Below are 13,785 nucleotides of genomic sequence, written 5' to 3' on the forward strand. Positions count from 1 at the left end.
CCCGAGGGGTGGCGCGTTCAGTGGGTGCAACGGACCCGAGGGCATCGCCCCTGGACCTGGAGCGCGGCGACCCTGGACGAGGGCGCCTGAACGCGCTCATTCCCTTCAGTGGTTTCAGTGGTAGCGGCGGATCAGGCCCACCAGCCGGCCCTGAACCGCCACCTGGTCGGGGCCGAAGATGCGGGTCTCATAGGCCGGGTTGGCCGCCTCCAGCGCCACCGAGGCGCCCTTGCGCCGCAGCCGCTTGAGGGTGGCCTCTTCCCCCAGAACCAGGGCGACGACGATGTCGCCGGAATTGGCGGAGTCCGACCGGCGGATCACCACATAGTCGCCGTCGAGGATGCCGGCGTTGATCATCGAGTCGCCCTGCACCTCCAGGACGAAATGCTCCCCAGCCCCCAGCATGGATTCCGGAACCTGCAGGCGGTCGCGCTCGTGCTGGATGGCCTCGATGGGCGTGCCCGCCGCGATGCGGCCCAGAACCGGAAGCTCACGCACGTCGTTGGCGACCGTGGACGATGGGGCCGCGGGCGCGCCCGCACCGGATTCCACCAGTTGCGGCCGGAAGGCGCCGCGTCCCTTGGGCGGAGCCGCGGTGGTGGCCTGTTGCGGCAGCTTCACCACCTCCAGAGCGCGGGCGCGGTGGGGCAGGCGGCGCAGAAAGCCGCGTTCCTCCAGGGCGGTGATCAGGCGGTGGATGCCGGACTTCGAGGCCAGATCCAACGCCTCCTTCATCTCGTCGAAGGAAGGGGAGACTCCGGTCTCCTTGATCCGCTCATGGATGAACATGAGCAGTTCGTGCTGCTTACGGGTCAGCATGGCTTCCACCTGAAGGAACAAATCGCAAACGTTAGCGATGTTCTCTAGGTGTTCTTCCTTAATGTCAAGTTACCGACAAAGCCTCGAAAACCTCATCGGCTTCAACGGCTTGCCCGCGGGCCGGAGGGATCAGGCGAGCAGGCGGCGGGTGGCTTCGGCCACGTCGGCCTGCCGCATCAGGCTCTCGCCCACCAGCATGGCCCGAGCCCCGCAGTCGGCGAGGCGCTGGGCGTCGTCGGGACCGGCTATGCCGCTTTCGGCCACCAGCAGGGCGCCCGCAGGCTTCAGCGGGGCCAGGCGCTCCGTGGTGGCGAGATCGGTGTGGAAGGTGCGCAGATTGCGGTTGTTCACCCCCACCAATCGGGCGCCCAGGGCGCTGGCGCGGGCCATCTCGTCCTCGTCATGCACCTCGACCAGGGCGTCCATGCCCAAGCGGTCGGCCTCGGCCTTCAGTTCGGCGGCGAGGACATCATCCACCATGGCCATGATGATCAGAATGGCGTCGGCGCCGAGCGCCCGCGACTCGGCCACCTGCCAGGGATGGACCAGAAACTCCTTGCGCAGCACCGGCAGGCCCGCGGCCTCCCGCGCCGCGGTCAGATAGGCCTCGGAGCCCTGGAAGCTGGGCGCGTCGGTCAGAACGGAGAGACAGGCCGCGCCTGCGCTCTCATAGGCCCTGGCGATGCCGGCGGGATCGAAGTCGGCGCGGATCAGGCCCTTGGAGGGGGAGGCCTTCTTCACCTCGGCGATCAGGGCCAGACGGCCGGGCGCGAAGGCGCGTTCAAGCGCTGCGTGGAAGCCGCGCACGGGGGCGGCGGCCCTGGCGTCGCGATCCACGGCGTCCTGGCTGCGCGCGGCCATGCGGGCGGCCACCTCCTCGCGCTTGTAGGCGGCGATGGATTCGAGGACGTCGCTCATGAGTTGGTGATCTCGCACAGGCGTTCCAGGGCGGTCCTGGCCTGCCCTGATTCGATGATCCGCCCCGCCAGGGCGACGCCGTCGCGCAGGGTCTCCACCCGGTCGGCCACCAGGAAGGCGGCCGCCGCATTCAGGGCGACGATGTCGCGATAGGCCCCGGTCTCACCCTCCAACAGCCGACGCAGGGCCGCAGCGTTCTCTTCCGGCGCGCCGCCGGTGAGGTCTGACAGGGCCGCGCGGGGAAGGCCCACAGCCTCGGGCGTGATGGTGAACAGCCGCACCTGGCCGTCGCGCCATTCGGCCACCTGGGTCTCGCCGGTGGTGGTCATCTCGTCCATGCCGCTCCCGTGGACGACCCAGGCCTTTTCGGTCCCCAGCCCCCCGAGCACCCGGGCGAGCGGCTCGACCCAGCGGTCGGAGAAGACGCCCAGCACCTGGCGCTGGGCCCTGGCCGGGTTGGTCAGCGGCCCCAGCAGGTTGAACAGGGTTCGGAACCCCAGCTCCGCCCGGATGGGCGAAACATGCCTCATGGCCCCGTGATGGGCCTGGGCGAAGAGGAAGCACAGCCCCGCCTCGTCCAGGGCGCGCAGCTGCTGGTCGCGGCCGGCCATGATGTTCACCCCGAGCGCGGCCAGCACATCGGCCGTGCCGGAACGCGAGGAGAGCGCGCGGTTGCCATGCTTGGCCACCTTGAGCCCGCCGCCTGCGGCCACAAAGGCCACGGCGGTGGAGATGTTCAGCGTGTGCAGGCCATCGCCGCCCGTGCCGCAGACATCGATCACCGGATAGGGATGGTCGAGCACCACGGCGGCGTCGCGCATGGCCCGGGCGCCGGCGATGATCTCGCCGATGGTCTCGCCCCGCATCCGCATGGCCGTCAGGGCGGCGGCCACCTGGGCGGCCGTGGGCTCTCCGCGCAGGCAGGCGGCGAAGAACTGCTGGGCGTCGTCCTCGGAAAGGGTCGCGCCGTCGGCCAGGCGCGCCAGCAGCGGCTTGAAGGCGTCGGACATGGGCGGGCTCAGGCCGCGTCCAGCCGCCGGGCGCCGGCCAGGTCGAGGAAGTTGGAGAGAAGGGCGTGGCCGCCCTCGGTGGCGATGGATTCGGGGTGGAACTGCACGCCGAAGATCGGCCGGCTCACATGCTGCAAGCCCATCACCTCGCCATCCTCGGTCCAGGCGGTGATCTTCAGCACCTCCGGCATGGTGTCGCGCTTCACCGACAGGCTGTGATAGCGGGTGGCGGTGAAGGGATTGGGCAGGCCTGCGAACACCCCTTCGCCGGCGTGGTGCATCAGGCTCGTCTTGCCATGCATCAACTGGCTTGCGCGGATGACCTCGCCGCCAAAGGCCTGGCCGATGGCCTGGTGGCCGAGGCACACGCCGAGGATCGGCAGATCCTCAGGGGCGGCGGCCAGAAGGTCCAGGCAGATGCCCGCCTCATTGGGCGTGCAGGGACCCGGCGACAGCAGAACCCCCTCGGGTTTCAGCGCCAATGCCTCTTCGACGCTCAGCGCGTCATTGCGGCGGACCAGCGTCTCGGCCCCAAGCTCGTTCAGGTAGTGAACGAGGTTGTAGGTGAAGCTGTCGTAGTTATCGACGACCAGGATCATGAAGGTTCTCTAGCCAATGGCGACCCAGGCGCAAAGCGCTCCGTTGCATATGGGGGCGGCGGGGCCGACAGTTCAGCATGAGCCTCGCTGATTCCGCCCTCGATCCTGCCGCCCTGGCCCGGGCGCGCGCCCTTGTCTCCCCGGCGCCCCGGCGCGAGCGGATCTGGCCGGTCCTGGCCGCCGCCGCCTTCGCCGCCACGGCGGCCCTGGCCCTGGCCGGGGCCATGATCACCGCCCCGCCGGTGGTCACCCACTCGGCCCTCAGCCCAGCCCCGTCTGAGGACGACGGCTTCATGCCGCTGGAGATGGAGCCCGTGCCGCCCCTGACGGAAGGGGATCTGACGGCGGGCGATCTGACGACGGGTGATTTGCCCGGCGAACGCGCCGCCGCGGCGCTGGATCGCTGATCAGACGAAACGCCAGGCGTCCTCTGCGGCCCGGCGCAGGGCGCGGGCCTTGTGCAGGGTTTCGTCATACTCGGCGTCCGGATCGGAGTCGGCGACCACGCCGCCGCCAGCCTGGATGTACATCTGGCCGTCCTTGAAGCAGGCGGTCCGCAGGACGATGCAGGTGTCCACCGAGCCGTCGGCGCCGAAATAGCCCACAGCGCCCGCATAGGCGACGCCGCGCTTCTCCAGCTCCAGCTCGTCGATGATCTCCATGGCCCGAACCTTGGGGGCGCCTGACAGGGTGCCGGCGGGCAGGGCGGCCATGAGCACGTCCACCGGGTCTACGCCCTCCGGCGCATCCCCCTCCACATTGGAGACCAGGTGCATGACGTGGCTGTAGCGCTCCACGAAGAAGGAGTCGGTCACCCGCACCGACGGGCCCTTGGGCCGGGTCGCCGGCGCCTGGTTGCGGCCGTCCTGGCGCAGCATGGCCACCCGGCCCACATCGTTGCGGCCCAGGTCCAGGAGCATCAGGTGTTCGGCCCGCTCCTTGGGGTCGTTGATCAGCTCCTGCTCCAGGGCGGCGTCCTCTTCCGGGGTCGCGCCGCGCGGACGGGTCCCGGCGATGGGGCGGATGGTGATCTTGCCGTCGCGCAACCGCACCAGAATCTCGGGGCTGGACCCTGCCAGCTGGAAGTCGCCGAAGTTCAGGAAAAACAGGAACGGCGAGGGATTGGTCCGCCTCAGCGAGCGATAGAGCGCCAGGGGATCGTGGGGGAAGGGCGCCCGGAACCTGTGGCTCGGCACCACCTGGAAGATGTCGCCGGCGCGGATATAGGCCTTGGCCCGCTCGACGATTTCCCGATAGGCCTCGCGGCTGACGGGCGTGGTGAAGGCGTCGGGCGTCGGCGTCCCCTGGCCGGTGAGCGGCGGGGCGGGGGCGGCCAGATCGGCCACCACCTGCTCCAGCCGCCCTTGGGCTGCGGAATAGGCGTCCTGCGCGCTCGTCCCGTCGGGGCGAACCGTGGTGGCCAGGATGATCTCCTGACCGATGGAATCGAAGATCGCCACCACCGAAGGCCGCGTCATGACCCCGTCGGGCAGACCCAGCGGATCGGGGTTGATGTGGGGCAGGCGCTCCACCAACCGCACCATGTCATAGCCCAGGGCGCCGAAGACGCCGGCCACCATGGGCGGAAGCCCCGCCGGAATGTCCAGGCGCGAAGCCGCCACCAGGTCGCGCAGGGTGTCCAGGGTCTTTCCGGGCAGCGGGCGGAAGGCGCCGGCGGCGATTTCGTCGCCCTCGGCCACCTCGGCCTGCTCCCCCCGGCAGCGCCACACCAGGTCCGGCCGCAGGGTGATGACCGAGTAGCGCCCGCGCCAGGCGCCGCCCTCCACGGATTCGAACAGAAAGGCGTAGGGCTGGCCGTGAGCGATCTTCAGATAGGCCGAGACCGGCGTCTCCAGATCATCGATCAGGCGCGTCCAGACCACCTGGGAGACGCCAGCCCCATAGCGGGCGGAAAAGTCGCTGAGCGAAGGCTCGACGTTCACGCCTTGGGCTCCGCGCTCTTGGCCGGCGCCTTGGCCGCCGGCGCGGCCTCGGCGTCGAGGCCCAGGACCGCGCGGGCGCGGGCCTCGTCCACCCGGACCTTGACCTTGTCGCGCGCCGCCAGGCTGGCGGCCTGGCTGATGTCGCGGAACATGGCCATGGTCAGCTGGGGCCGGGCGGCCTCGGTGAGGCCGGCGGCCGCCTGGGCCGAGCCGGGACGGATCGCCTCAAGACGCCCCACGATCATGCCGAACTGCACATCGCTGGCGCGGAAGACCTCGTTGGCGCTGGCCCCAAAAGCGGTCACCAGGGCGTCGTCGGAAAGCCGACCGCCTTCCTGGGCGTTGGTGCGGGTGAGGGCCGCAGCCCGGGTGACCCGGGCGCCGATGGAGCTGGCGGCGGCCTCCATGGTCTTGCCGCCGCGGACCTCTTCGGCCAGGGCGTCGGCCTTGGCCTGCAGGCGACGGACCATCTCCCGCTGCATCCAGACCCGGGTCAGGACCGGCCGGAGCTCGTCCAGGGGCGGCAGGGCGGGCGGAATGATCCGCTCCACCTTGACCGCGAAATAGTCGCCCTGGCCACCCTCCACGAGATCGCTTTCAGCGCCTTCGGCGAGCTGGAAGGCGGTCTGCACCATCTGCGGCGAGACACCTTCGACCGGCCCCCCGTCCTGACCGCGTCCGTCCTCGCTCACGGCGGGCAGGGTGACGACGACGGCGCCGGCGGTTTCGGCGGCTTCAGACAGGCTGGCGCCGCCCAGATGGGCCTGCTCATAGGCCTGGGTGCGCTCATAGACCTTTTCGGTGGCCGCATCGCGGCGCAGTTCGGCCTCGATCAGGGGGCGCACATCCGCCAGGGTCGGCGAGCGGCCGGGAGTCACCTTCAGGACCTTGACCACGGCCAGCCCCAGTCCGCCTTGAATGGGGTCGCTGACCTGGCCCTCGTCGAGGGCGAAGGCCGCCTCGGCCACCACCCGGTCGGCGATGGAAGTGCGCGGGCGATCGTCGTAACGCACGGGCTCGACCCCCAGGTCCCGGGCCACGGCGGCCGGGTCTTCACCGGCGCGCAGCCTCTGGACGATGCGCTGGGCGGCGGCCTGGTCGCGGGCCGGCACCTGGACAAGGGTGCGGGTTTCCGGTTGTGAGAGGGTGTCCTTGCGGAAGTCGAACCGGGCCTGGATGTCCTGCTCGGACAGCTGGGCGGGCACGTCCTCGGGCCGCGGAGCGAAGCGGACCACCGACAGCACGCGGAACTCGGGCCGCCGCAGATTGTCGGCGTTCTCCTGCATGAAGGCCTGGAGCTGCTCGTCGGTGGGGGCGCCTGGCGCCTCGACAGCGCCCACCCCGACGGGGAAATAGGCGATGTCGCGTTCTTCCAGGTCCACCAGGGCGTTCAGGGCCCCGTAGGCGCGCGGCGCCCGCAGTCCGCCCACCAGGCCCGCAGCGAAGTGGGTCTCCGCCACCTGGTCCTTCAGGCCGCGCAGGAACTGGTCGCCGGTCAGGTTGTTCTCGGCGAGCACGCGCTCCATCAGATTCGGATCGAAGCGCCCCGAAACCGGATCAAAAAAGCCCCGGATCTCGCGCAGCTGCTTGGCGACGAGATCGTCAGACGGCCGCAGGCCCAGCTTGTGCAGCAGGGCGCCCATGGCCTCGCGGATGGCGATCTGTTCCAGAAGGCCGCCGATCACGCCATTTTCCGCCGCCATCTGCGGAGTGATGGCCTGGCCGGCCTGTTGCTCGGCGCCCCGGCGCCAGTTGTCGTACTCGCGCCGGAACTCCTGGCCGTCGACGCTGCGGTCGCCGGCGGTCACGACGGAGTCGGAGAACTGACCCCGCAGAACGTCCGACATCCCGAAGACGGCGAAACTGATGATCAGAAGGCCGATCAGAAGGGCCGCCACCCAGGATTTGGCGAAGGCGCGGAAAGCGGTGAGCATGGAGGGCCCTTCCTCAGGCGCGAAGTCCAGAGCGGCGGGTATAGTTGAGGCGGCTTCCCCACCGCAAGCACGTGACAGTCAGTCTCCCTTGGCTTAACCGATCCCGGCATTGTCTCGGAGAGGTTTGAATGAGCGCGCCCGTCCCCATGATCGCCGGCAACTGGAAGATGCACGGGACGGCCGCGGCCCTGGCCGAGGCCCAGCAGGTGGCCGGCGCCGACCTGCCGGCCGGCGTGCGCGTCGCCCTCTGTCCCCCCGCCACCCTGGTGGAGCGGATGAGCCGGACGCTTCAGGGCGGCCCCGTCCTGGTGGGCGGTCAGGACTGCCATCCCGAGCCCCAGGGCGCCCACACCGGCGATGTGTCGGCCGAGATGCTGGCTGAAGCCGGCGCCAAGCTGGTCATTCTGGGCCATTCGGAGCGGCGCGCCGGCTATGGCGAGAGCGACGAGGTTGTGGCCGCCAAGGTCGCCGCGGCCCTGCGCGCCGCCCTGGAGCCGGTGGTCTGCGTGGGCGAAACCCTGGCCGAGCGGGAAGGGGGCAAGACCCTGGACGTCGTCACCTGGCAGGTGCGGCGTTCCCTGCCCGAGGCCCTTTCCGCACGACCCTTCACCGTGGCCTATGAGCCGGTCTGGGCCATCGGGTCGGGCCTGACCCCCAGCCTGGGCGACATCGAAGAGGTCCACGCCGCCATCCGCGAGACCCTGGTGGAGAAGTTCGGCGAGGCCGGCGCCCGGACGGCGATTCTCTATGGCGGCTCGGTGAAGCCCGCCAACGCCCGCGAAATCCTGGCCCTGCCCGAGGTGGGCGGCGCCCTGGTGGGCGGGGCGTCCCTCAAGGCGTCCGACTTCCTCGGCATCATCGGGGCCGCCGGCGCCCGCTGAGCCCCTGCGCCCCCTCGCAGCCGCAGGGGCCTATGGCCTTGCGCGCGGGAGAATGATAGAGCGCGCCCTTGGTTTTACGGCCATCGCCCCAGCGGCCTGGCCAGACGTCCGGACTCCTTCATGCTCCTTGGCATCCTGCTCGTTCTCCAGATCCTCGTCTGCCTGGCCTTGATCGGCGTGGTCCTGCTGCAGCGCTCCGAAGGGGGCGCCCTGGGCATGGGCGGCGGACCGACCGGTTTCATGAGCGCCCGCGGCGCGGGCAATGTGCTTTCGCAGATGACCTGGATCCTGGGCGGCGTCTTCTTCGCGCTGAGCCTGGCCATCACCCTGATCTCCACCCAGTCCAGCGGCGGCTCGGCCCTCGACCGGCTGAACGTGGAGGCCCTGGACCCCAGCCAGCTCAGCCCGCCTCCGGCGGCTGCTCCGGCCGCGCCCGAGGCCCCGGCCACCGGCGGCGTCCTGGACGCCCCGGCGCCGCAGATCCGCAACCCCGTGCTGGACGACGGCGCGGCCGACCCGGCCCCCTGACGACAGAAGCGGCGCCCTTCGGGGCGCCTTTTCACATCCGGCCCGACGTCCGGCGGCCTCGCCGGGCGGCGGCCTGTTCCTTTTCGAGAGGTCGGCTCGCCGACCAGGTCAGACGTTTTGGCGCAGGCCCGGCATGGGGCGGCGCCCCGAATCGATGGTAGGTTGATCGCCCATGACCCGGTACATCTTCATCACCGGCGGCGTGGTTTCCTCACTGGGAAAAGGTCTCGCGTCCGCCGCCCTGGCTGCGCTGCTGCAGGCGCGCGGCTACAAGGTCCGACTGCGCAAGCTCGACCCCTATCTGAACGTCGATCCGGGCACGATGAGCCCGTATCAGCACGGCGAGGTCTTCGTCACCGAGGACGGGGCTGAGACGGATCTCGATCTTGGCCACTACGAGCGGTTCACCGGGGTGAACGCCACCCGGGCCGACAACGTCACCACCGGCCAGATCTACAAGACCATCCTGGAAAAGGAGCGGCGCGGCGACTATCTGGGCGCCACCGTCCAGGTCATTCCCCACGTCACCGACGAGATCAAACGCTTCGTCCTGTCCGATCCGGGCGAGGGGGTGGACTTCGTCCTGGTGGAGATCGGCGGCACGGTGGGCGACATCGAGGGCCTGCCCTTCTTCGAGGCGATCCGCCAGCTGGGCCAGCAGCTGCCCCGCGGCCACGTCTGCTACGTCCATCTGACGCTGCTGCCCTATATCAAGACCGCCGGCGAGATGAAGACCAAGCCGACCCAGCACTCCGTCAAGGAGCTGCGGTCCATCGGCATCCAGCCGGACATCCTGCTCTGCCGTTGCGAGACGGCCATTCCGGCGGGCGAGAAGCGCAAGATCGCGCTGTTCTGCAATGTCCGCGAGAGCGCGGTCATCGAGGCGCAGGACTCCAGCAGCATCTACGCCGTGCCGCTGGACTATCACCGTCAGGGGCTGGACACCGAGGTTCTGGACGTCTTTGGCATCAAGGACGCCCCGCCGCCCAACCTGTCGCGGTGGAACTCCATCGTCGAGACCCTGACCAATCCCGACGGCGAGGTGAACATCGCCATCGTTGGCAAGTACACCGGCCTGACGGACGCCTATAAGTCGCTGGTGGAGGCCCTGGTGCACGGCGGGGTGGCCAACAATGTCCGGGTCCGTTTCGACTGGGTGGAAGGCGAGGCCTTCGAGACCGGCGATGACGGCATGATCGCCGAACGGCTGACGGGGGTTCACGGGGTTCTCGTTCCCGGCGCCTTCGGGCAGCGCGGCTCGGAAGGCATGATCCGCGCGGTTCGCTTCGCCCGGGAGCATGAAATCCCCTATTTCGGCATCTGCTTCGGCATGCAGATGGCCATGATCGAGGCGGCCAGGAACCTGGCGGGCCTCAAGGACGCCTCCTCCACCGAGTTTGGCCCCACGGCCGAGCCGGTGGTCGGCCTGATGACCGAGTGGGTGCGGGGCAACGAACGCGAAATGCGCGGCGAGGGCGACGATCTGGGCGGCACCATGCGCCTGGGCGCCTATGATGCGGTGCTGACCCCGGGCTCCAAGGTTTCGGACATCTATGGCGGAGAGGCGATCAGCGAGCGCCACCGCCACCGCTACGAGGTCAATATCCGCTATCGGGAGTCCATCGAGCAGACCGGCCTGCGGTTCTCCGGCCTATCCCCGGACGGGGTCCTGCCCGAGATCTGCGAGCGGGCCGACCATCCCTGGTTCGTGGGCGTCCAGTTCCATCCCGAGTTGAAGAGCCGCCCCTTCGAACCTCACCCGCTGTTCGCCAGCTTCATCGGGGCGGCCAAGGAGCGGAGCCGTCTCGTTTAGCGGCCCGCGGAGAAGGATCTGAGCATGAGCGGCGAGGAAGACTTCGTCTTTGACGAGGCGACCGGCGAGTGGGTGGCGGCCGGCGAACTGGCCGCCCGCGCGGCGCCCGCCGCCGTGGAGGTGCGCGATTCGGTGGGCAATCTCCTGGCCGACGGCGACGCTGTGACCCTGATCAAGGACCTGAAGGTCAAGGGCGCCGGCCAGACCCTGAAACGCGGCACGGTGATCCGGTCCATCCGCCTGACCGGCGACGACCAGGAGATCGACTGTCGCTTCGACGGGATCAAGGGCCTGGTCCTGCGGGCGGAGTTCGTCCGCAAGGTCTGAGACGCGCCCAGGTGCACGGGCCCTGGCCGCCCAGGGGCAGCGAAACAAACCTGCCCCTGAGAGACTGAGGCGCTTGAAAGACTCAGGCGTTTGCGTCATACACGCCCGCTCACGTCGGCGGCCGCGTTGGCCGCCGTCTCCTTTTTACACGCCTGCGAGACTCTCCCATGGCCGTTCCTAAGCGAAAAGTATCGCCCTCGCGGCGCAACATGCGGCGTTCCCACGACGCGCTGGGCCGCAATTCCTATGTGGAAGACAAGGAAACCGGCGAGCTGAAGCGCCCGCACCATGTCGACCTGAAGACCGGCATGTACAAGGGCCGCCAGGTCCTGACGCCCAAGGAAGACTAAGGCCTCGTCGGCGCGCTCGCGCCGCGGCCCGATGTGTCCTCTATGCAAGGCCTCGCCCCGAACCGGGCGGGGCCTTTTGCGTGCGCGATTGCCGCACCTGACGAAGCTGGCTAAGCCACCGGCCACAGTTTCATGCCCGCCGCCGCAGCCGCACGAGGACCCCATGACCGAGATCGTCGACATCACAGCCCGCGAAATCCTCGACAGCCGGGGAAATCCCACCATCGAGGTGGATGTGATCCTGGAGGACGGCTCCCTGGGGCGGGCGGCGGTGCCCTCGGGCGCGTCCACCGGCGCCCACGAGGCGGTGGAGAAGCGCGACGGCGACAAGGGTCGCTATCTCGGCAAGGGCGTCCAGCAGGCGGTTGACGCGGTCAATGGCGAGATCTTCGACGCCCTGTCCGGCTTCGACGCTGAGGATCAGCGCCGCCTGGACACCACCCTGATGGAGCTGGACGGCACGGCCAACAAGTCGCGCCTGGGCGCCAACGCCATCCTGGGCGTCAGCCTGGCCGCCGCCAAGGCCGCAGCCGGCAGCGCGGCCCTGCCGCTCTACAAGTATGTGGGCGGCGTCTCCGCCCGCGTCCTGCCGGTGCCGATGATGAACATCATCAACGGCGGCGCGCACGCGGACAATCCCATCGACATCCAGGAGTTCATGATCCTGCCCACCGGCGCCGACACCTTCGCCGAGGGGCTGCGCATGGGCGCCGAGATCTTCCACGGCCTGAAGAAGGCTCTGAAGGACGCCGGCCACAACACCAATGTGGGCGACGAGGGCGGCTTTGCTCCCAATATCGGCAGCGCCGAGGAGGCCCTGGCCTTCATCGTCAAGGCCGGCGAGGCGGCGGGCTATCGCTGCGGCGACCACTTCCACCTGGGGCTGGACGTGGCCTCCACCGAGTTCTTCAAGGACGGCAAGTACGTGCTGGAAGGCGAGGGCAAGACTTTCGACCAGGGCGGCATGGTGGATTACCTGGCCGGTCTTGTGGCCAAGTTCCCCATTGTCACCATTGAGGACGGCTGCGCCGAAGATGATTTCGACGGCTGGAAACTGCTGACCGACAAGCTGGGCGGCAAGGTTCAGCTGGTGGGCGACGACCTGTTCGTCACCAATCCGGCCCGTCTGTCGGACGGCGTCGCCCGCGGCCTGGGCAACTCCATCCTGGTCAAGGTGAACCAGATCGGCACCCTGTCGGAGACCCTTGAGGCCGTCGATATGGCCCACCGCGCCGGCTATACCGCCGTCATGAGCCACCGGTCGGGCGAGACCGAGGACGCCACCATCGCCGACCTGGCCGTGGCCACCAACTGCGGGCAGATCAAGACCGGTTCGCTGGCCCGGTCCGACCGCACGGCCAAGTACAACCAGCTGCTGCGCATCGAGGAAGAGCTGGGCGACCAGGCCGTCTATGCCGGCCGCCAGGCCCTCAAGCGCCTCTGAGATCCAGGCGTAGAACGAGAACCAGGACCAGCAGGGGCGTGGCCGCATAGAGCGCAAGGCCCGCCCCCAGGCCCCAGGCGTCGGCCACAGCTCCCACCAGAGCCGGAAAGGCCGCTCCCGCCAGGCCGATCGCCGAGACGACCGCGCTGGTCGACCCCGCCTGGCCCGGACGCAGGCTCAGCATGCAGGCCTGCAGGGCGGTGTAGAAGACCGCCCCCGCCATTCCGAAAACGAACCCGGCGGGCACGAGCGCCCATCCCGGGGCGAACAGGGCCGGGGGCAGGCTCAAGGCCATGACCCCCGCGGCCGGCCGGATCAGATCCCGCGCGGCCCGTCCGGCGGCGAGCCGCTCGGCCAGGATGAAACCCACGAAGCCGCCGACCAGCAGGCCCAGGGGAAGCATCACCGCCGCAGCTCTGCTGTGCCCCTGATCTTCAAGACGGGCGATCAGAAAGGCGACGAGCGGCTCGTCCAGGAGGCCGTAGAGACCCATGATCGCCCCGATCAACAACACCCGCCCGTCGCGCATCACCGCCAGCAGGCCGCGCAGGGGTGTCTCATGTCCGCTCGGCGGAGCCGGGGGAGGAAACCGGTAGGCGGAAAGCCAGGCGCCATAGGCGAGCATGAGGCCGCCGCCGCCCAGGAACAGCCCCCGCCAGTCGAGTCCGGCCAGGGCCGCAGCGGCCAGGCTGGCCGGCGCCAGCAGGTCACCCACCGCCGACCAGGCGTGCTGCCGCGCCAAGGCGCGGGGCAGTTGCGGCCCAGGCGCCAGGTCCACGAGGGCGACCTCGCATCCGTGGATGAAGGCGTCGCTGGCCGCGCCCCAGACGAAGGCGGCGGCCAAGAGCGTCCAGAAGCCGTCGCCGAGGCCGAAGACGATCATCGCCGCGCCATAGGCCGCAGCTCCCGAGGCCGCGAGCCATCGCCGGCTGACATAGTCGGCGGCGACTTCGAAGGTCATGCCCAGGAGGCCGCCCAGGCTGAGGGCGGCCAGGATCAACCCGGCCTGAGCGTAGGTCAGGCCGAGATCCAGGCGCAGGGCCTCGAAGGCGCCGGCGGGCAGAAAAGTGAACCACTCGTCTGCGAAGCCGACCAGCAACAAGGCCGCCACGAAGCCCCGTGGCGCGCCGCCGATGGCGGGAACCGCAAACGCCGCGAGCCGGGCGAGCCGGCTGGGCGGATCAGACGATCAATTGGGTGGGTGCTTGGGGTCCATGGG

14 protein-coding genes are annotated in these 13,785 nt (G+C 69.6%); 7 read left to right on the forward strand and 7 right to left on the reverse strand.

Annotated features, from left to right (window positions below):
- Positions 1-114 precede the first annotated feature (114 nt).
- The 4 genes from lexA to V7D28_RS09450 all read right to left on the reverse strand — a co-directional run bounded on the left by lexA (position 115) and on the right by V7D28_RS09450 (position 3,346).
- Positions 115-819 (reverse strand): transcriptional repressor LexA, encoded by a 705-nt coding sequence (gene lexA / locus V7D28_RS09435; RefSeq protein ID WP_333587130.1) that lies wholly within the window; start codon positions 817-819, stop codon positions 115-117.
- Positions 820-948: 129 nt separating this feature from the next.
- Positions 949-1,737: an indole-3-glycerol phosphate synthase TrpC gene (gene trpC, locus V7D28_RS09440; RefSeq protein WP_333587131.1), complete on the reverse strand. Its 789-nt coding sequence runs from the start codon at positions 1,735-1,737 to the stop codon at positions 949-951.
- Positions 1,734-2,747: an anthranilate phosphoribosyltransferase gene (gene trpD, locus V7D28_RS09445; RefSeq protein WP_333587132.1), complete on the reverse strand. Its 1,014-nt coding sequence runs from the start codon at positions 2,745-2,747 to the stop codon at positions 1,734-1,736. Before trpD ends, trpC begins: the two co-directional genes overlap by 4 nt.
- Positions 2,748-2,755: 8 nt before the next feature.
- On the reverse strand, positions 2,756-3,346 hold the full coding sequence (locus V7D28_RS09450) for an anthranilate synthase component II (RefSeq protein ID WP_333587133.1): 591 nt from the start codon (positions 3,344-3,346) through the stop codon (positions 2,756-2,758).
- A 77-nt stretch (positions 3,347-3,423) separates the two neighbouring features.
- Between V7D28_RS09450 and V7D28_RS09455 the strand changes: the two genes are divergently transcribed.
- Positions 3,424-3,753, forward strand: a complete 330-nt coding sequence (locus V7D28_RS09455) for a hypothetical protein (protein ID WP_333587134.1) — start codon at positions 3,424-3,426, stop codon at positions 3,751-3,753.
- On the opposite strand, the gene trpE is transcribed toward V7D28_RS09455, so the two are convergent.
- Both trpE and V7D28_RS09465 read right to left on the reverse strand, forming a co-directional pair.
- Entirely contained in the window at positions 3,754-5,289 is a 1,536-nt protein-coding gene (gene trpE / locus V7D28_RS09460; RefSeq protein ID WP_333587135.1) for an anthranilate synthase component I, read from the reverse strand. It lies immediately after the preceding gene.
- Positions 5,286-7,223, reverse strand: coding sequence for a peptidylprolyl isomerase (locus V7D28_RS09465; protein ID WP_333587136.1), 1,938 nt, complete (start codon positions 7,221-7,223; stop codon positions 5,286-5,288). The genes trpE and V7D28_RS09465 overlap by 4 nt, the downstream gene beginning before the upstream one ends.
- 128 nt (positions 7,224-7,351) lie before the next feature.
- On the opposite strand from V7D28_RS09465, the gene tpiA reads away from it, so the two are divergent.
- The 6 genes from tpiA to eno all read left to right on the forward strand — a co-directional run bounded on the left by tpiA (position 7,352) and on the right by eno (position 12,566).
- Positions 7,352-8,104 (forward strand): triose-phosphate isomerase, encoded by a 753-nt coding sequence (gene tpiA, locus V7D28_RS09470; protein WP_333587137.1) that lies wholly within the window; start codon positions 7,352-7,354, stop codon positions 8,102-8,104.
- Positions 8,105-8,224: 120 nt separating this feature from the next.
- Entirely contained in the window at positions 8,225-8,632 is a 408-nt protein-coding gene (gene secG / locus V7D28_RS09475) for a preprotein translocase subunit SecG (protein ID WP_333587138.1), read from the forward strand.
- Between the two features lie 172 nt (positions 8,633-8,804).
- Positions 8,805-10,445, forward strand: a complete 1,641-nt coding sequence (locus V7D28_RS09480) for a CTP synthase (RefSeq protein ID WP_333587139.1) — start codon at positions 8,805-8,807, stop codon at positions 10,443-10,445.
- 114 nt (positions 10,446-10,559) lie between these two features.
- Positions 10,560-10,772 (forward strand): alkylphosphonate utilization protein, encoded by a 213-nt coding sequence (locus V7D28_RS09485; RefSeq protein ID WP_442957918.1) that lies wholly within the window; start codon positions 10,560-10,562, stop codon positions 10,770-10,772.
- A 167-nt stretch (positions 10,773-10,939) separates the two neighbouring features.
- A complete protein-coding gene (rpmF, locus tag V7D28_RS09490) occupies positions 10,940-11,122 on the forward strand; it encodes a 50S ribosomal protein L32 (RefSeq protein ID WP_333587140.1) in 183 nt (60 codons plus the stop codon).
- 163 nt (positions 11,123-11,285) lie between these two features.
- The gene (gene eno / locus V7D28_RS09495; protein WP_333587141.1) at positions 11,286-12,566 is read left to right on the forward strand and encodes a phosphopyruvate hydratase; all 1,281 of its coding nucleotides are present in this window, start codon (positions 11,286-11,288) and stop codon (positions 12,564-12,566) included.
- On the opposite strand, the gene V7D28_RS09500 is transcribed toward eno, so the two are convergent.
- Positions 12,553-13,665: an MFS transporter gene (locus V7D28_RS09500; RefSeq protein WP_333587142.1), complete on the reverse strand. Its 1,113-nt coding sequence runs from the start codon at positions 13,663-13,665 to the stop codon at positions 12,553-12,555. The two genes, eno and V7D28_RS09500, sit on opposite strands and share 14 nt — an antisense overlap.
- Between the last annotated feature and the right edge of the window lie 120 nt (positions 13,666-13,785).

It is taken from the genome of Phenylobacterium sp. (assembly GCF_036723115.1).
Lineage (GTDB): Bacteria > Pseudomonadota > Alphaproteobacteria > Caulobacterales > Caulobacteraceae > Phenylobacterium.